This window comes from Anaerosalibacter massiliensis, assembly GCF_024623155.1.
In the GTDB taxonomy this organism is placed as follows: domain Bacteria; phylum Bacillota; class Clostridia; order Tissierellales; family Sporanaerobacteraceae; genus Anaerosalibacter; species Anaerosalibacter massiliensis.
In genome coordinates this window covers 385426-403433 of record NZ_JANJZL010000001.1, presented here as the reverse complement: position 1 = coordinate 403433, position 18008 = coordinate 385426, and the positions used below count along the sequence as shown (strand labels likewise).

Genomic DNA, 18008 nt, shown 5'->3' with positions numbered 1-18008 from the left:
TGAATAATGATATACGTATATATAAATTATTTATAATTTAGTATTTAACAGTATCCCATTTTTATATATGAGAAAAATATAAAAATGGGATATTATATTTTAAATAATGTACAGAAACTTGTAATAATATGCTAAATATTATATATGAATTTATTAATTAAATTTTAAAGGAGATGATTTTATGATTTTAATAAAAGAATTTGAATTTGATGCAGCTCATAATCTTATTCATTATCATGGGAAATGTGAAAAATTACATGGTCATACTTATAGACTTGTAGTAAAGTTAGAAGGAAAACCAGATGAAGAAGGAATGATTTTTGATTTTGTAGAATTAAAAAATATAGTTAATGAAAAAATAATAAGTAAATTTGATCATGCTTATTTAAACAATATTATTTCTCAACCTACTGCTGAAAATATAGCTATGTACACATGGAAAAATCTTGAGAAATATGTTAATAGGAATAATTGTAGTCTCTATGAGGTTGAAGTGTGGGAAACTAAAACTAGTGGTGTTATATATAGGGGTGAATAAAAATGGAAGACATACAAAAACAAATAGATACAAGGAATATAGCCCTCAAAAAAGTAGGTATTAAAGATTTTAAATGGCCTATATCTGTTCTTGATAAAGAAAATAAAAGGCAGGATACTATTGCTCAAATAGATGCAGCTGTAAGTCTTTCCCATGATATAAAAGGTACACATATGAGTAGATTTGTTGAAATTATAAAAAAGATGAAAAGAGTTTCTCCTAAAAGTATTGAAGAAACTCTTGATGACATGACAAAAAAGTTAGATTCTAAATCAGCATATATGAAAATAGGCTTTGATTATTTTATTAAAAAAGTTTCACCAGTTACTGAAATAAAGTCTTTAACAGATATAAGATGTTATTATAAAGCTACAAAAGAAGAAAAATTGAAACTTCTAATGGGCATTTCTGTACCTGTTATAACATTGTGTCCTTGTTCTAAAGCAATAAGTGAGTTTGGTGCTCACAATCAAAGAGCTATCGTTGATATTTTAGTTGAGATGAATAGTCGTGTTTGGATTGAAGAAATAGTTAAAATAGCGGAAGAAAGCTCTAGTTCCCCTGTTTATCCTCTTCTTAAAAGAAAAGATGAAAAATATATTACAGAGCAATCTTATTTAAATCCAAGATTTGTAGAAGATGTGGCAAGAGAGGCTGCTTTAAAACTTGAGAAAAATAAAAAAATTGATTGGTATAGTGTAAAGGTAGAAAGTATAGAGAGCATTCACAATCACAGTGCTTTTGCCTATACAGAAAAAGGTTATATATTATAAATCTTAAAACTTGAAAGGAGAGTTTATTATGAGGTATATAGAATTAAAAGATGGAACAATTTACAAATTTAAAAATATGAAGATAATGGGCATAATAAATGTTACAGATAACTCCTTCTATTCAAATTCAAGAGTATATAGTGTAGAAAATGCAGTGAATAGAGGAATTGAAATGATAGAATGTGGAGCAGATATTTTAGATATAGGTGGAGAGTCTACTAGGCCTGGTTCTAATCCAATAACTGTTGAAGAAGAAATACAAAGAGTAGTTCCTGTTATTAGTGGTATTAGACAAAAAAACAAAGATATACTAATCTCTGTAGATACTTATAGAAGTGAAACTGCAGAGGAAGCAATAAAGGCAGGTGCAGATATTATTAATGATATATCAGCTATGACTTTTGATGAAAATATGGCAGATATAGCCATAAAGTATAATGTTCCTATCATACTTATGCATATTAAAGGTAAACCAAAAGATATGCAAAAAAATCCCCACTATAATGATGTTATTAAAGAAGTTAAAGATTTTTTAGAAGAAAGAATAAACTATGCTATAAATAGGGGAATTAAAAAAGATAAATTAATACTTGATCCAGGAATAGGATTTGGAAAAAGTTTTGATCATAATATAAAACTTATAAAGAATATAAATGAATTTTTAATATTTGATTTGCCAGTACTTCTTGCAGTATCAAGAAAGTCTTTTATAGGTCAGGCTCTCAGTGATATTCCTGTAGAAGAATGCCTAGAGGGTACTATAGCAGTTTCATGTTATGCAGCTTTGAAAGATGTTGATATAATAAGGGTTCATGATGTATTAGAAAATAGTAGAGCTATAAAGATGACAGAGGTGTTAAAATGAATACTGTATATATAAGCTTCGGGAGCAATATAGGATATAGAGAGAAAGCTATTGAAGATGCACTGTATTTAATAAATCAAAATGGAATGAAAATAACTAGAATGTCAAATATATTTGAAACAGAACCCTATGGATATACAAAGCAACCAATTTTTTTAAATGGAGTAGTAGAAGTAGAAACAGAATTAAGTTGTAGAAATGTATTAGAAAGACTTCTTTATATAGAGAAAAAAATAGGACGAGTTAGAAAATTTAAATGGAGTCCACGGATTATTGATCTTGATATTATATTTTTTAATGATGCACTATATAATGAGGAAGACTTAAAAGTTCCTCATCCTGATATGCAGAATAGAGATTTTGTTCTTAAGCCTTTATGTGATATATGTCCTGATTTTATTCATCCAGTTTTTAAAAAGACAATTAAAGAGCTTTTGGACGATTTAAAATAATGATATATAAGAAATTTTTTCAAATAAGTAAAGTCACAAAAGCAAGACTTTTCACATTTTAAAATATAAAAAAATTTAATTTAGATATACTAAAAATAAAATTGAAAATAGGATAAAAGGAGTATTTTTATGTAAAATTATAACACAATTAAACATTAAAGTAGGAATAGAAATAGGAGGTTTTTATGAAGAAAATTGTAGCTCTTATGGGAAGTCCAAGGAAAGGTAAAAATACAGATATAATACTTAATTCTTTACTCAAAGGGATTAATAAGAAAGATTATAGTGTACATAAAATATATTTAGCAGAAAAAAATTTAACGTGTTGCACAGCTTGTGATTCCTGCAAAAGAGATGGGCAATGCATATTAGAAGATGATATGCGTGAAATATATGATTTGTTTGATGAAGGTGATGTGTTTATTTTAGCTTCACCCTTGTATTTCAATTCAGTAAGTAGTTTAACAAAAATAGTTATTGATAGATGTCAGAGATATTGGTCATTAAAATGTTCTTTAAATAAAATTTATAGGAAATATAAAAAAAGAATAGGTATATTTTTATCGGTAGGTGGAGCAGATTTTGAACATGATCAATTTCAAGCGTGTATAAAGACTATAGATCTATTTTTTAAATCAATAGATGTTAAATATGTAGGTAACTATTTGGTTTCTGGAACAGATAAAAAAGCTATATGGAATAGGAAAGATTTACTTGAAGAAGTTCAGGACATAGGTAGAAATATAGAAAAAACATCTTGTTTTTATATTCACAGGTAGAAGTTTTTCTATGTGTATTCAGCATAGATATAATTTAACGATAAAAGCTAGCTATAGGTTTAGCAATAGAAATTTAAGTCTTTAAGTATAAAAAACTCTAGTTTAAAACATACTAAAAGTAAGTTTGAATTTAGAAAAGAAGGAGTGTAGTTATGGATAATAATCAAAACTTTGAAGAGATAAAGGAAAGATTTAAAAATGCTAGTGTAGATGAGAAAATAAGAATATATACTACTACTCAAGGTTTAACTGTAGAACAATTTAAAGAACTACTCAGAATGTTTCCACTTAAATATCTAGATAAATTGGAAAAAGCTATGGCTTAAAAGCTGTCTCAAATACTTTGAGACAGCTTTTACTGTTATAATTCAAAAATATGGGTATAATTAAAATAAAATTTGAAAGGTGGAAAGAAATGGATAGAACAATATCTATATTATTTTCAATTTTTTTACCCATAGCTATTTTATTACTTAGTGTAAATGTCATAGCATTTAATGAAAATTTTTATGCTAAAAAGTATGATGAATATAACATTACCTATAGTACAAATATTGAAAAAGATGAACTAATGGACTTAACAACTAAATTATTTAAATATTTAAGGGGGGAAGAAAATAATAGCAAAATTGAAAAGTATTTTAATAAAAAAGAGCTTATGCATTTAGAAGATGTAAAAACTCTGTTTAATAAAGGATTTGTATTGAGAAATATTTCTATATCTATTTTATTAATTAGTATTATATATTTATTATTTAATAAACCTAAGAATCTAGCTGTATATGGAAGAAATTCTTCTATTATATCCCTTGGTATTATTTTAGCATTCTTTATTTTGTATTTAATAGATTTCAATAAATATTTTACTTATTTTCATTTAGTATTATTTGATAATGATTTATGGTTATTGAATCCAAATGTAGATATTTTAATTAGAATATTTCCTGAAGAAATATTTATAGACCTTCTAAATAACATAGTGTTATTATTTGTAATTATTATGTCAATAATACTAGTAATTACAAATTTATATATTGGAAGGGTGAAGGGGAATGTTAAATGAGGAAAGCTTAACTGATAGTTTAAAAAGAAGATTGAAAGATTTGAAAAGAAGAAAGAATATAAAAAATTATTATTTAAAAAAAATAAAGGGAGGCAAAAGTTATAATGCAGTATTACTAGATAGCTTAATCATAAAATTTATAATGACTTTATTATTTTTTATAGTGCTTATTTCCAAGACTGGGTATTTTATACTTTCCCTAATAATTTCTTTATTATTTCTCTTTTCAGTTTTATATGCTAGTTATTATATAAAAGCAAAAAAATTCAATAAAAAAGTCATTGAAATAAATAAAGATATAGTTAACAGAAAGATTATGAAAGAAATTAATTACTTTACAAATGATGAGTTTATTCAGTATGTAAGAGAAATTTTTGAAAAATACTATAATATCTCTTTTGATGAATATAAAGAAAATATAGATTTAGTTGGGAAAAAATACGATGAAGTATGGGCGATAAAATGTTTTAAAACATCTCAAGAAGATAGAATTTCTAAAAAAGATATAAGAGATTTTAAAGATGAAGTGGATGAAATTGGAATTGAAAGGGGAATAGTTGTAACTAATTCCTATTTTGTAAGTGGAATGAAAACAGAATATGAAGGTATTATTGAACTAGTAGATTTTGATTCATTAGTATACATGGTTAAAGAAATAGGAGAATATCCATCAAAAGAAGATGTAGAAGAAATTATTATAAGTAGATATGAAGAGAATAAAAAGGATATATCAAAAAGGAAAGGTCATGTATTTTCTAAAACTAAAGTGTTTAAATACTTATTTTTGAGCTTTTGTTTATTTATATTATCAACAATGACAATATATAGCTTTTATTACATGATTATGGCTTTTATTTCCTTATCTTTAGCTATAGTATCTGTATTCTATGAATACTTTCAGAAACTAATATTTAAAGAAACGGAAGAGGAATAAAACTTCTGCCTTCACAGGTAGAAGTTTTTCTATTACAATTATATAGTAAGGAGAAGGGAGAGAATACATATGATACGTTTTTTAACAGCAGGTGAATCTCATGGAAAAGAATTAGTAGGAATATTAGAAGGAATTCCCGCAAATATGGATATAGATTTAGATTTTATCAATAATGAATTAAAAAGAAGGCAAAAAGGTTATGGAAGAAGCGAAAGAATGAGTATGGAAAAAGATGATATGGTTATATTATCTGGAATAAATAAAGGAAAAACCACTGGAAATCCTATTAGCTTTAAAATTAAAAACAGAGGATATTTAGAAGTACTTGGAAAAATAAATAGACCTAGACCTGGTCATGGAGATTTATCTGGAGCTATAAAGTATAATCAAAAAGATGATGTAAGGAATGTATTGGAAAGAGCTAGTGCAAGGGAAACAGCAGCAAGAGTAGGTGTTGGTAGTATATGTAAGGTTCTTCTAAAGAACTTAGATATAGAAATATACAGTCATGTAATTCAAATAGGCGGAATAGAATCATCAAAATCTATCTATAATAAGGGAAATATAGAAGATATAAAGAATGCTGATCATTCTATTATAAGGGTAGTAGATAGTATAGCAGAGGAAAAAATAATTAAAAAGATTAGAAAAACTAAAGAAAAGGGAGACACATTAGGAGGAACAATTGAATTAATTGGAGTAAATATTCCAGTAGGATTAGGTAGTTATGTTAGTTGGGATAGAAGATTAGATGGAAAAATTGGTCAAAGCATGATGAGTATACCTGGAATAAAGGCTGTAGAGATAGGGAATGGCTTAGAAAGCGGAAAGAGCTATGGCTCAGAAATTCATGATGAAATTTTTTATGAAAAAAATTATTTTAGGAAAACTAATAATGCTGGTGGTATAGAAGCAGGAGTATCCAATGGAGAGGATATAATAGTTAGATGTACTATGAAGCCTATACCTACCCTTAAGAAGCCTTTAAAGAGCATAGATATGAATACAAAGAAGACATCTTTAGCTCAAGTAGAACGTTCAGATGTATTAGCAGTACCTTCTGCTAGTATAGTTGCAGAAAATATGCTTGCCTATATATTAGCAGAAGAGATAATGCTAAAATTTGGTGGAGATAGTATAGAAGAATTAAAGAAAAATTATAAATTGAGTATTTAGTAGGTGATAATATGAATATAGTCATTGGAAATCATATATTTGATAAAATGGAAAATTTTCTAAATAAAAATACAAAAGGAAATATTTTTTTAATTACAGATGAAAATGTGGGGAAATACTATTCAGATAAAATTCTTCATTATTTATCAAATTTTAAGGTTAATGTATATACTTTAATACCAGGTGAAGAAAACAAAAATTTAAATGTAGTGAAAGATATATATAGTCGACTCATAGACTTAAATTGTGATAGAAATACAGTGATAATAAGTTTTGGTGGTGGGGTAGTAGGAGATATTGCAGGGTTTGTAGCTTCAACTTATTTAAGAGGAGTAGATTATGTTCAAATACCTACTACATTATTATCTCAAATAGATAGTAGTATTGGAGGAAAAGTTGGAGTAGACTTTAAAGGTTATAAAAATATGATAGGTTCTTTTTATTTCCCTTTAGCTACTTTTATAGATATAGAATTGCTTAAATCTTTAAACAAAAGAAATATAACATCAGGAGTTGGAGAACTTTTGAAATACGGCCTTATATATGATTATAATTTTTTTGAGTTTTTATCTTCTAATATAGATAATATTTATAATTTTGATAATAAAGTATTAAAAATAGCTATAGAGAAGGCTGTTTATATTAAAGAAAAAATAGTTTCAGAAGATAAAAGAGATAAAGGAATAAGAAAAATACTAAATTTCGGACATACTATAGGTCATGGAATTGAATCCTTTTATAACTTTCAAAGATTTAATCATGGAGAAGCTATTATATTAGGAATGATATATGAAAGTTTTATTGCCAAGGAAATAAGGTTAATAGATGAAAAATATTTTAATGAAATATTTAAGGTCTTAAATAGACTAGTAAATCCAGAGGCGTTCAACCAAAAGGAAATAAATGAAATATTAAATAAAATGACGTATGATAAGAAAAATGAAAAAGACAAAATTGTATTTATTCTTCCAGTAGGTAAAGGAAAGGTTGAAATATTTAATGATATTGAAATTAATTTAATTAAAAAAACTCTAAGTGGTGATTGGATATGGAAATAATAGGTGGAAATAGGTTTTTAAAAGGTGAAATAAAAATACCAGGAGATAAGTCAATATCTCATAGAAGTATAATACTAAGTTCTATAGCTGAAGGAGAAACAGAAATATATAACTTCTTAGATTCAGAGGATACTAAAGCTACTATAGATTGCTTCAGAAAAATGGGAATATCTATTGATAAAGATGGAGAAAAGCTAGTTGTGAAAGGCAAAGGTTTAAAGGGGCTTGCCCCTCCAGATTGTATATTAGACTGTAAAAATTCTGGGACTACTATGAGACTTATAAGCGGTGTATTAGTAGGACAGAACTTTTCTACAATATTAACGGGAGATAATTCTTTAAATAATAGACCTATGAGCAGAATAATTAATCCCTTAAAAAGAATGGGAGGAAATATTGAAGGATTAGATAATGAATATCCTCCATTAAAAATAAGGCCTATTTCTAATTTAAATGGAATTTATTATAAAATGCCTGTAGCAAGTGCTCAGGTAAAATCTGCAATACTCCTTGCTTCTCTTTATGCAGAAGGAGAAACTATAATTGAAGAAAAAGGACCTTCCAGAGATCATACTGAAAGAATGCTTAATTATTTTGGTGCAAGAATTAATAAAAATAATAATTTGATTTCATTAAAAGGTGGCTCTAGATTAGAGGGACGAAAAATATTTATTCCAGGAGATTTTTCTTCTGCCTCGTTTTTTATAGTTGCAGCTTTAATTTTAGAAGGTTCAGAAATAGTTATAAAGGATGTAGGAGTAAATGAAACTAGAGTGGGACTTTTACATGTTCTTAAAGAAATGGGGGGGAATATCGAGATAGATAATGTAAAAAATTTCAATAATGAACTAGTAGGTGATATATATGTTAAGTATTCTAAACTTAAAAGCACAAATATATATGGAAATAAAATAGCTACATTCATAGATGAGATACCAATATTAGTAGTTGCTGCTACATTTGCAGAAGGAACTACAACTATAAATGATGCCAGTGAACTAAAGTATAAAGAAAGTGATAGAATAAAAGTTATGACAGAAGAAATGAACAAAATGGGAGCTTCAATAAAAGCCCTTGAAGATGGTATGATAATCGAAGGCGGCTCTTCATTAAAGCCAGCAAAACTAAATAGCTATAATGATCATAGAATTGCTATGGCTCTTTTTATTGCTGCATTAAAGGCAGAAGGAAAATCTTATATACTAGGTTCAGAATGCATAAATATATCTTTTCCTACATTTTTCGATATTCCAATAAGGAAAATCGACTAATTATTTGATTTTTCTACAATAAAGTCATATAATATTACAAGTGATTATTTCAATAATTGGTGTAAACTTATATAGATTTTAAGGAGGAGTATTAAATGAAAAAAGAATTACCAATAGCTATGTCAAATAAACATATTCACTTATCACAAGAACATTTAGAAATTTTATTTGGAAAAGGTTATGAGTTGACTAAAAAGAAAGACTTATCCCAACCAGGCCAATTTGCGGCTGAAGAAAGAGTAGAGATTGTTGGAACTAGAGGAAGTTTAAAAGTTAGAGTATTAGGACCAGTTAGGAAAGCTACTCAAGTAGAAGTATCAGTAACAGATGCTTTTACCCTTGGAGTTAGATCAGAAATCAGGAACTCTGGTGACATAGAGGGAACACCAGGGTTGAAGATAGTAGGACCTGAAGGTGAAGTTGAGTTAGATAAGGGAGTTATTGTAGCTGCAAGACATATTCATATGTATACGGATGAAGCTAAGGAATTTGGAGTTAAAGATGGAGATATAGTTAAAGTAAAAGTTGATGGGTTTAGAGGCTTGACATTTGATAATGTATTAGTTAGAGTTGGAGAAGGACATAAATTAGAAATGCATGTAGACATGGAAGAAGGAAATGCTGCAGGCATTAAAAATGGAGATCTTGTAGAAATAATAAAGTAATGGGGGTATATTATGAAAAATATAGGTTCTATGATTGATCATACTTTACTTAAGCCAGAAGCAACATCGGAAATGATTGAAACACTGTGTAAGGAAGCTAAGGAATACGGTTTTTTTTCAGTTTGTGTAAATCCATATTATGTAAAGCAAGTTAAAGAAGAATTAAAGGGCAGTGAAGTAAAAATAGCCACAGTCATAGGATTTCCACTAGGAAATACAACTAAGGAAGTAAAGGCTTTTGAGTCATCTGAGGCTATTAAAAATGGTGCTGATGAATTAGATATGGTGATCAATATAGCAGCTTTAAAGAATAGGGATTATGATGTAGTTGAGGAAGATATAAAGGCTGTAGTAGATGCAGCAAATGGCAGTGCATTAGTAAAAGTAATAATAGAAACCTGTCTTTTAAATGATGATGAAAAGAAAAAGGCTTGTGAAATAGCTAAATCTGCTGGTGCTGATTTTGTTAAAACTTCTACTGGATTTAGTACAGGGGGAGCTACTGAGGAAGATGTAAAACTTATGAGAGAAACTGTAGGAGAAAATTTAGGAGTTAAAGCTTCTGGCGGCATTAGAGATTATGAAACTGCCAAGAAAATGGTAAATGCAGGAGCTAGCAGAATAGGAGCTAGTTCTTCTGTAAAAATTGTTAAGGAAATAAATAATTAAAAAAATATATATGAAATTTATAAACAAAGACTGCCTAAATTAAAGGCAGTCTTTATTACATTTTTGGAAAAATATTATAATAATTGCCTTAATAGACTGGTAAATCATGATTATTATATAGATATATGGGTATCTTAAATTGTAGGGGAAAATAAAGGAGGTTTATTAAATGAGTCAATACCATGAACCTGTAGAGTTGTTAGATGAGAAAGCTAGGAATATTGTAAGGGCATTAAATAGTCTTAAAGAGGAAGTAGAAGCTGTAGATTGGTACAATCAAAGAGTAGTAGCATCAAAAGATGAAGAGCTTAAAAAAATAATGGCTCACAATAGAGATGAAGAGATAGAGCATGCTTGTATGACTATAGAATGGCTAAGAAGAAATATGCCTGCTTGGGATGAGGAACTAAAAACTTATCTTTTCACTGAAGGACCTATAACTGAATTGGAAGAAGAGGCAATGGCAAAAGGAAATAATGATGATGGGGAAAAACAAATAAATGATAGTAGTTTAAATTTAGGGGATTTAAAATAGGGAAGGAGGAATACAAATGCTCAATAGACAATTGGCACCTATAACAGAAGAAGCTTGGAAGGAAATTGATGAAAGGGCAAAGGAAGTTTTGAGATCTTACCTTTCTGCCAGAAAAGTAGTTAGCGTAGAAGGTCCTAGGGGATGGGATTATACAGCTATAACTGAGGGAAGATTAGAAAATATAAGAGAAGGAAATGATGTGTGCTTTGGTAATTATAGTGTATTGCCATTGATAGAAGTAAGGGCAGAATTTGAAATGAATCGCTGGGAATTAGATAATATAATGAGGGGAGCAAAGGATATAGACTATGAACCTCTTGAAAAAGCTGTAGAGAAAATAGCTTTGTTTGAAGAAGATGCTATATATAATGGACTTAAAGAGGCTAAGATAAAGGGAATATTAGATATCTCAAAGGGGAAGGAAATAAAGCTTGGAAGAGATAGTACTTCTATATTGAAATCAATAGCAAAGGGAGTACTAAAATTAAAAGAAGTATATGCTGATAGCCCTTATGACTTAATAATCGGAAAAGATATATATGAAATAGTACAATCAGAAAATCCAGGATACCCTTTAGATAGAAAAATAAAAGATTTAATTAAAGGAGATATAGTATTTAGCCATGTAATAGATGGTGCAGTACTAATTCCCCATGCTCATGAAGATTTAGAGTTTACTATAGGTCAAGATTTTTCTATAGGATACCAATCAAATGATAACAAAAATGTTAGATTTTTTATTACTGAGTCTTTTACATTTAGGATTTTAGATCCAAGTATTATAGTTAGTTATAAATTATAATATATTCACTCCTTAAATTATATTTGCCAAAGCTTTAGAATGAGATAAATTTTATAGCTTTGGCAAATATTTTTTTATGATATCATTTTAAATTTAAGGAGTCAAAATTTATAGTACGAAAAGCAGAGAAATTACAAAAAGCTGAAAAAACATTATAGCTTTTAACTAACTTCCATACAGCTGCTTGATTATTAATATTGGCTGAGGTAAGGACAATATCTGCAATATAACTTATAGTAACTTGACTCCATTATAAAATACAAAAATTTGCATTCCATGTATCAATTGCTTATACTAATAGGGAAAAGTTTAGAGCCATTAATTATTAATAAAATCTTAGTAAGAGAATCACTATTATACGAATTTTTATTTTGCAGTATTATGTTAAATAGATACTTTTATCTATGAATAGGAAGAAAGTGGGGAGACTTATGGGTGGCAATATTTTAATTGTAGACGATGAACAGGCTATAGCAGATTTAATTGAAGTTTATCTAAAAAATGAAGGCTTTACAGTATACAAATTTTATAGCGGTCAGGATGCGCTCAGGTGTGTTAAGTCGGAAAAATTGGAGCTTGCAATACTAGACATAATGTTGCCAGATATTGATGGTTTTACTCTTTGTCGAAAAATAAGAGAAAATTATAATTTCCCTATTATTATGCTGACGGCTAAAGAAGAAGAAATCGATAAAATTACTGGACTAACACTGGGAGCTGACGATTATATTACAAAGCCTTTTCGTCCTTTAGAGCTAGTTGCTCGTGTCAAGGCGCAGTTGCGTAGATTTACAAAATATAACTTTGTCGAGCCGTTGTGTGAGGAAAGGCTAATTGAATTCTCAGGGTTAGTTTTAAATAAGGATACTCATGAATGTACATTAAACGAAAGGCCTCTTGTCCTTACTCCTACAGAGTTTTCTATTTTGTGGGTGCTATGTTCCAATCGAGGACGTGTAGTTAGTTCTGAGGAGTTGTTCCAAGAGGTATGGGGGGAAGATAAATATTTCAGCAATAGTAATAACACAGTGATGGTACACATCCGTCATTTGAGGGAAAAAATGCATGATTCTGCAGAGCATCCTAAATATATTAAAACAGTATGGGGAGTTGGCTATAAAATTGAAAAATAATGGAAAGAGCATTTTAAAAGCTGGTCTTATCATCTTTGCAACTATTCTGTTTTGTTTAGGTACGGTATGGTTTGTAGATCAAGTATTTAACGGAGTATTTAAAGAGTGGTTTTATAATAGATTTTCTACTAATCCTGAATATTCAAGGTACGGAGAATTAGGAGTCATATTTAGAAGTTGGTCTGAAATAAAAAAAATTGTCATTAGTGTATTTTTTGCTTTTGTAATAATTATAGTGTTATGTTCAAGTATTTCAGCATATTTTTATGCACGCTATAGAAGTAAAAAAGACATCACCTTTATTGCAGATTTCATGAGTTCCTTTATGAATTCAAACAGTGATGGATTAACGTTGCCAAAAAAATACTCTGAAATTGAAATTCAGCTTATTAGGATAAAGGGAATTTCACAAAATCATCAGCAACTTATGCAGGTGGAAATGCAGCGAAAAAATGATCTAATTACTTATTTGGCACATGATCTAAAAACACCACTTGCTTCAGTAATCGGATACTTGAGTCTTTTAGATGAAGTACCAGATATGCCAGTAGAGCAAAAAGCAAAGTACGTTGGAATAGCTTTAGAAAAAGCATATAGGCTGGAGGAACTGATCAATGAGTTTTTTGAAATTACAAGATTTAATTTGCAGTCTATTGTCTTGAATAAAAGAAAAATAAAACTTGCTTTTATGCTTCAACAGATGGTTGACGAATTTTACCCTATGCTCATACCACAGGGAAAACAGGTCATTATTCATGCCCCTGATAATCTTATTTTAGTAGGAGATGCCGATAAGCTTGCTAGGGTTTTCAATAATATTCTAAAAAATGCCATTGCTTATAGTTATGAAAATAGTGTTATTGATATTTCAGCAGCTCAACAGGACGAAAATATCGTTATTACCTTTATTAATCAAGGTGATCCAATTCCTCCACAGAAGTTGGATACTATTTTTGAGAAATTTTATAGACTGGACTTTTCTCGTTCCACAAGCACTGGTGGAACTGGGTTGGGTTTAGCAATTGCTAAAGAAATAGTTACGGCACATGGTGGAACGATTACAGCTAAGAGCAATGAGGAACATACAATATTTACTATAAATCTTCCGTCTTAAGAGAATATTAAGATATTCATAAGACAAAATTCCAACATAATTCCTTCTTTTGTGATTAAATAGAATCATCACAAAAGAAGGAGATGTTTTATTATGGTATCAGAAAATATAAAGAAAAAATTAAGAATGAGAATAATTTTGATATTTCTCTCTATGGTTATCATTGCTGCTGTTATTTATAAATCTATCCTTATACCTAGAAATCAGTTAGGTGAAAAAAATCAGTTGGATAATAAAAGTCAGTTGGATCATCTTATTTCTATACCTTCTGACGGATTGTATAGTACTCATGCAATTTTGATACGTTTAAAGGACTATGCAGTTATGATGCAAAAAGAGAGCGAAGAAAAAATTTATCCAGCTTCTTTGACTAAAATGATGACAGCAATTATTGCAATTGAAAAATTGTCAAATTTGCAGGAGGAAATTACACTTTCCGATTCTATGTTCAATGAACTATACTATGCAAATGCTTCAATGGCTGGTTTCCAACCAAATGAGAATGTGAGGGCAATTGATCTGTTATATGGGGTTTTGCTTCCAAGCGGTGCAGAGTCTTGTATTGGGCTTGCCGATAAAATTGCAGGATCAGAGCAGAAATTTGCAGAAATGATGAATCAAAAGGCGGCAGAGCTTGGCATGAATGATACTCATTTTGTAAATGCGACTGGACTTCACGATGAAAATCACTATACAACAGTTAAGGATATGTCTATACTTCTTAGCTATGCATTGCAGAATGATACATTTCGTAAAATTTTTACTTCTTCCCGACATGCCACCAATCCTACGAATAAGCACCCTAACGGAATAACTTTTTACAGCACTATGTTTAGTAAACTTAAAGATTCAAGCATTATTAACGGAAAAATTTTAGGAGGGAAAACTGGATATACTGATGAGGCTGGCTTATGTCTTGCAAGTCTTGCTAAGGTAGATGGAAAAGAATATGTTTTAGTTACAGTTGGGGCTAAAGGAAATCCAAAATCTGAGCAGTATAATATTAGTGATGCATTGGCAGTGTATAATAGATTAGGAAAAGAATAAGTTCTTTATAATATTATCTTAAGACTTTGATAAGTTAAAATTCTAATACCATCTGTTTGAATTTAACAAGGTGATACTATTTGTGGATTATGTATGGATTGAGTTTTGAGTAATGAAATCTAATTATAAAATGACTCAAGAAAAAGAGTATAGTGCCATAGCTAAAATCTAGACTTTATTTTTAAAGATGACATTAAGCAAGTGGAAAACTTTCACATGAATTATATTTGAGACCAGGATAAATTCTTATCAGTTTATACTGAGCTTATTAATATATTTATTTACTTATATAAATTTTTATGATAAAATTTTTCAGGACAAGGGATTATAAAAATATACATTTTTGTCTATAATGAGGTGATATAGTAAATGAAAAATAAAGCAGTAGTTTTAGGAGCTAATTATTATATTGGTCTCAGTATAATACGTTGTTTAGCTATTCATAATATACCAGTTGTTGCAATTGATTATTCTAAAAAGGGTACATATGGTTTTCATTCTAAGTATTTATCAGAAAAATTAATTGGTCCTGATTGTAAAAAAGATCCCCAAGGTCTTTTATCTTTTTTAGTTGATTATGGCAAAAAACAAGAAAAGCCTCCAGTATTACTTCCTACAGCAGATGGATATGCAGAATTTATTGATAGATATTTACATACTTTAAGAAAATATTATTTAATAAATCAAACAGAACAGGGATTATTTACAAAAGTTATAAATAAGGAAACTCTCCATTCTTTAGCTAGAGAACATAATATATTGGTTCCAGAAACTATATATGTAGATGAAGAGGATTTTGAAATAAAAGTTAAAGAAAATATCAAGTTTCCATGTTTGGTGAAGCCAACAAATTCACCAGAATTTGTATCTCATTTTAGGAAAAAACTATTTAAAGTCTACAATATGGAAGAATTAAAAGATGCAATAAGAAGATCTAAAGATGCAAATTTAGAAGTAATAGTCCAAAGGATTATTCCAGGATTTGATGATCATATGTATACTTTTGATGCTTATCTAAATCAGGATTCAAAAGTAAGTCATTGGATGACATGTCAAAAATTAAGACAGTTTCCTATAAATTATGGTGCATCTGTATATACTATACAAAAGCATGTACCTGAATTATATAAAATAGGAGGAAAGTTTTTGGAGGACATTGGATTTAAAGGTTTTGCGGAAATAGAATTTAAGAAGGATGCCGATACTGGTAAGTTTTATATGATAGAAATAAATGCTAGAACTACAAACCTCAATAGTTTATTATATAAAGCAGGAATTAATATGCCTTATTTAGCCTATAGTGAATTAACTGGACAACTTCCTGAAGCCTATGCCATAGAAAAGGATACTAATATAGCTTTTTGGTATGCCTATGAGGATTTTTTAGCAATAAAAGACTATAGAAAATCTAACCAATTAAAATTAGGAGAAATCCTTAAAACATTTAATAGGCCTAAAGCCTATGCAATTTGGGACATAAAAGATCCAAAGCCTGCATTTGCTTTCTTAGGGAATAAGACAAAACGGGCATTTAATAAATTTTTTGGACAATAAAATAATTAATAATGTGGGGAGATGAGCAAATGATAAAACTATCTAAATTGCTTAAGTCCATAGAAGTAGTTAAATCTTTTAATGAAAAAGAAATGGATATCAAAGGTATTAGTTATAATTCTAAAGAAGTTAAAGAAGGATATTTATTTGTATGTATAAAAGGTTATAAAACTGATGGACATAAATATATACCACAGGCTATTAAAAATGGAGCAAAGGGAATTATAGTTGAAGATGTGCAGGATATACCAGAAATTCCTCAATTTCAAGTTAAGGATTCTCGAAAAGCTTTATCAGCCCTAAGTGCTAGATTTTATGGATATCCATCAAAAGATATGAAAGTTATTGGTATCACTGGGACTAATGGAAAAACATCTACATCTTTTTTGACAAATACTATATTAGAAAGCCATAGATTAAAAACAGGGCTTATTGGCACTATTATGGTTAAGTATGGTAGTTATTTAAAACCATCTATTTTAACTACTCCAGAATCCCTTGATCTTCAAAATTATTTCTACCAAATGAGAAAAGAAAATATATCCCATACTGTAATGGAAGTTTCATCATCTGCTTTAGAATTAAATAGGGTGGCTGATGTAGATTATGATATAGTAGCTTTAAATAACATAAGTAGAGAACATATAGATGTGCATGGTTCCTTTGATGAATATTTTAAAATAAAATCCAGTTTAATAAAAAATATAAAAGAAGATGGTTGGGCTATTTTAAATTTGGATTGTCCCTATTCTTCATCATTGATAAATAAAACTAGAGGAAATGTTTTAACATATGGAATAAAAGATAAGAATGGTTATTTATCTATTAGAGATCTAGATCTTTCTACTGGAAGGGCAAAATTCACAGTAGAACTTTCTAAATTCTTAACAGTGGGAAAAACAGAATATAAACATCAAAAGTTTAGGATAGAACTATCAGTACCAGGATATCATTCAGTTTATAATTCCCTAGTGGCTGTTTCCATAGGATTATTATGCCAGGTACCTATAAGTACTATTCAAGAGGCTCTAGGTTCATTTACAGGTGTAGAACGTCGTTTTCAATTTATTTATGATGAAGACTTTAAAATTATTGATGACCATTTTGCAAATTCAGGAAATATAGATGTGACAATGGAAACATTAAGTTTAATGGACTATAAAAATATTCATTTAGTATATGCAATTAGGGGAAATCGTGGCATTGTAACAAATAGTGAAAATGCAGAAACTATTGCTAAATGGATTAAGAAACTAGGTATGAAAGGAATAATTGCAACTAAAAGTAGTTCCCATGTTACAGAAAAAGATAAAGTATCAGATGAGGAGCTAAGAGTTTTTAAAGAGGTAATGGACAGAGAGGGAATTACTGTGTATTTATATGACAAACTTCCTCATGCTATAGATCATGCTTTAGCTAATGTTTCTTCTGGAGATATTATATTGTTGGCAGGCTGTCAGGGTATGGACTATGGTGCTCAAATAACTTTAGAAAAACTTTATAAATTAAGACCTGATCTAAATAAAGAAAGATTACTAGAACCTTTAAAAAGTAGAATAGCAGGAATTGCTTAGTTTGCA

The 18008-nt window shown here is 29.0% G+C and carries 20 protein-coding genes; all 20 read left to right on the top strand.

Annotated elements, in window-relative coordinates; translation table 11 throughout:
* Positions 1–181: 181 nt before the first annotated feature.
* The 20 genes from queD to NSA23_RS02240 all read left to right on the top strand — a co-directional run bounded on the left by queD (position 182) and on the right by NSA23_RS02240 (position 18002).
* Positions 182–538 (top strand): 6-carboxytetrahydropterin synthase QueD, encoded by a 357-nt coding sequence (gene queD, locus NSA23_RS02335; protein WP_042681385.1) that lies wholly within the window; start codon positions 182–184, stop codon positions 536–538.
* Positions 539–540: 2 nt separating this feature from the next.
* A complete protein-coding gene (folE2, locus tag NSA23_RS02330) occupies positions 541–1311 on the top strand; it encodes a GTP cyclohydrolase FolE2 (RefSeq protein ID WP_042681387.1) in 771 nt (256 codons plus the stop codon).
* A 28-nt stretch (positions 1312–1339) separates the two neighbouring features.
* Positions 1340–2176 (top strand): dihydropteroate synthase, encoded by an 837-nt coding sequence (gene folP / locus NSA23_RS02325; protein WP_257490089.1) that lies wholly within the window; start codon positions 1340–1342, stop codon positions 2174–2176.
* On the top strand, positions 2173–2628 hold the full coding sequence (folK, locus tag NSA23_RS02320; protein ID WP_257490088.1) for a 2-amino-4-hydroxy-6-hydroxymethyldihydropteridine diphosphokinase: 456 nt from the start codon (positions 2173–2175) through the stop codon (positions 2626–2628). Before folP ends, folK begins: the two co-directional genes overlap by 4 nt.
* A gap of 185 nt (positions 2629–2813) precedes the next feature.
* Complete coding sequence (locus NSA23_RS02315) at positions 2814–3407, top strand: flavodoxin family protein (RefSeq protein ID WP_042681393.1); 594 nt, start codon at positions 2814–2816, stop codon at positions 3405–3407.
* A 152-nt stretch (positions 3408–3559) separates the two neighbouring features.
* Complete coding sequence (locus NSA23_RS02310; protein ID WP_097668031.1) at positions 3560–3733, top strand: hypothetical protein; 174 nt, start codon at positions 3560–3562, stop codon at positions 3731–3733.
* Between the two features lie 89 nt (positions 3734–3822).
* Positions 3823–4470 (top strand): TIGR01906 family membrane protein, encoded by a 648-nt coding sequence (locus NSA23_RS02305; protein WP_050069790.1) that lies wholly within the window; start codon positions 3823–3825, stop codon positions 4468–4470.
* On the top strand, positions 4460–5404 hold the full coding sequence (locus NSA23_RS02300) for a restriction endonuclease (RefSeq protein WP_042681397.1): 945 nt from the start codon (positions 4460–4462) through the stop codon (positions 5402–5404). Before NSA23_RS02305 ends, NSA23_RS02300 begins: the two co-directional genes overlap by 11 nt.
* A 69-nt stretch (positions 5405–5473) precedes the next feature.
* Positions 5474–6580, top strand: a complete 1107-nt coding sequence (aroC, locus tag NSA23_RS02295) for a chorismate synthase (protein ID WP_042681398.1) — start codon at positions 5474–5476, stop codon at positions 6578–6580.
* A gap of 11 nt (positions 6581–6591) precedes the next feature.
* On the top strand, positions 6592–7638 hold the full coding sequence (aroB, locus tag NSA23_RS02290) for a 3-dehydroquinate synthase (protein WP_042681399.1): 1047 nt from the start codon (positions 6592–6594) through the stop codon (positions 7636–7638).
* Positions 7629–8909 carry a 3-phosphoshikimate 1-carboxyvinyltransferase gene (gene aroA / locus NSA23_RS02285; RefSeq protein WP_222704775.1) on the top strand — a complete coding sequence of 427 codons (1281 nt, stop codon included), beginning with the start codon at positions 7629–7631 and terminating at the stop codon, positions 8907–8909. The genes aroB and aroA overlap by 10 nt, the downstream gene beginning before the upstream one ends.
* A gap of 95 nt (positions 8910–9004) precedes the next feature.
* Entirely contained in the window at positions 9005–9574 is a 570-nt protein-coding gene (gene pduL, locus NSA23_RS02280) for a phosphate propanoyltransferase (protein ID WP_042681401.1), read from the top strand.
* Between the two features lie 12 nt (positions 9575–9586).
* Positions 9587–10243, top strand: a complete 657-nt coding sequence (gene deoC, locus NSA23_RS02275; protein WP_042681403.1) for a deoxyribose-phosphate aldolase — start codon at positions 9587–9589, stop codon at positions 10241–10243.
* Between the two features lie 169 nt (positions 10244–10412).
* Positions 10413–10778: an encapsulin-associated ferritin-like protein gene (locus tag NSA23_RS02270; protein WP_042681405.1), complete on the top strand. Its 366-nt coding sequence runs from the start codon at positions 10413–10415 to the stop codon at positions 10776–10778.
* 16 nt (positions 10779–10794) lie between these two features.
* Positions 10795–11580, top strand: coding sequence for a family 1 encapsulin nanocompartment shell protein (locus NSA23_RS02265; RefSeq protein WP_050069791.1), 786 nt, complete (start codon positions 10795–10797; stop codon positions 11578–11580).
* A gap of 431 nt (positions 11581–12011) precedes the next feature.
* A complete protein-coding gene (gene vanR / locus NSA23_RS02260) occupies positions 12012–12713 on the top strand; it encodes a VanR-ABDEGLN family response regulator transcription factor (RefSeq protein WP_042681409.1) in 702 nt (233 codons plus the stop codon).
* A complete protein-coding gene (locus tag NSA23_RS02255; RefSeq protein WP_042681411.1) occupies positions 12703–13827 on the top strand; it encodes a sensor histidine kinase in 1125 nt (374 codons plus the stop codon). Before vanR ends, NSA23_RS02255 begins: the two co-directional genes overlap by 11 nt.
* Before the next feature lie 93 nt (positions 13828–13920).
* Positions 13921–14874: a D-alanyl-D-alanine carboxypeptidase family protein gene (locus NSA23_RS02250; RefSeq protein ID WP_042681413.1), complete on the top strand. Its 954-nt coding sequence runs from the start codon at positions 13921–13923 to the stop codon at positions 14872–14874.
* Between the two features lie 369 nt (positions 14875–15243).
* Complete coding sequence (locus NSA23_RS02245; RefSeq protein WP_042681415.1) at positions 15244–16428, top strand: carboxylate--amine ligase; 1185 nt, start codon at positions 15244–15246, stop codon at positions 16426–16428.
* Between the two features lie 29 nt (positions 16429–16457).
* Positions 16458–18002, top strand: coding sequence for a Mur ligase family protein (locus NSA23_RS02240; RefSeq protein WP_042681417.1), 1545 nt, complete (start codon positions 16458–16460; stop codon positions 18000–18002).
* The last annotated feature ends 6 nt before the right edge of the window (positions 18003–18008 follow it).

Bases quoted from the DNA above. Each gene is read 5' to 3' on its own strand.
- NSA23_RS02300 (WP_042681397.1), top strand. From the start codon at position 4,460: ATGTTAAATGAGGAAAGCTTAACTGATAGTTTAAAAAGAAGATTGAAA.
- folK (WP_257490088.1), top strand. From the start codon at position 2,173: ATGAATACTGTATATATAAGCTTCGGGAGCAATATAGGATATAGAGAG.
- NSA23_RS02270 (WP_042681405.1), top strand. From the start codon at position 10,413: ATGAGTCAATACCATGAACCTGTAGAGTTGTTAGATGAGAAAGCTAGG.
- aroB (WP_042681399.1), top strand. From the start codon at position 6,592: ATGAATATAGTCATTGGAAATCATATATTTGATAAAATGGAAAATTTT.
- pduL (WP_042681401.1), top strand. From the start codon at position 9,005: ATGAAAAAAGAATTACCAATAGCTATGTCAAATAAACATATTCACTTA.
- aroC (WP_042681398.1), top strand. From the start codon at position 5,474: ATGATACGTTTTTTAACAGCAGGTGAATCTCATGGAAAAGAATTAGTA.
- folP (WP_257490089.1), top strand. From the start codon at position 1,340: ATGAGGTATATAGAATTAAAAGATGGAACAATTTACAAATTTAAAAAT.
- deoC (WP_042681403.1), top strand. From the start codon at position 9,587: ATGAAAAATATAGGTTCTATGATTGATCATACTTTACTTAAGCCAGAA.
- NSA23_RS02245 (WP_042681415.1), top strand. From the start codon at position 15,244: ATGAAAAATAAAGCAGTAGTTTTAGGAGCTAATTATTATATTGGTCTC.
- NSA23_RS02305 (WP_050069790.1), top strand. From the start codon at position 3,823: ATGGATAGAACAATATCTATATTATTTTCAATTTTTTTACCCATAGCT.
- NSA23_RS02310 (WP_097668031.1), top strand. From the start codon at position 3,560: ATGGATAATAATCAAAACTTTGAAGAGATAAAGGAAAGATTTAAAAAT.
- NSA23_RS02265 (WP_050069791.1), top strand. From the start codon at position 10,795: ATGCTCAATAGACAATTGGCACCTATAACAGAAGAAGCTTGGAAGGAA.
- queD (WP_042681385.1), top strand. From the start codon at position 182: ATGATTTTAATAAAAGAATTTGAATTTGATGCAGCTCATAATCTTATT.
- NSA23_RS02250 (WP_042681413.1), top strand. From the start codon at position 13,921: ATGGTATCAGAAAATATAAAGAAAAAATTAAGAATGAGAATAATTTTG.
- NSA23_RS02315 (WP_042681393.1), top strand. From the start codon at position 2,814: ATGAAGAAAATTGTAGCTCTTATGGGAAGTCCAAGGAAAGGTAAAAAT.
- NSA23_RS02240 (WP_042681417.1), top strand. From the start codon at position 16,458: ATGATAAAACTATCTAAATTGCTTAAGTCCATAGAAGTAGTTAAATCT.
- folE2 (WP_042681387.1), top strand. From the start codon at position 541: ATGGAAGACATACAAAAACAAATAGATACAAGGAATATAGCCCTCAAA.
- vanR (WP_042681409.1), top strand. From the start codon at position 12,012: ATGGGTGGCAATATTTTAATTGTAGACGATGAACAGGCTATAGCAGAT.
- aroA (WP_222704775.1), top strand. From the start codon at position 7,629: ATGGAAATAATAGGTGGAAATAGGTTTTTAAAAGGTGAAATAAAAATA.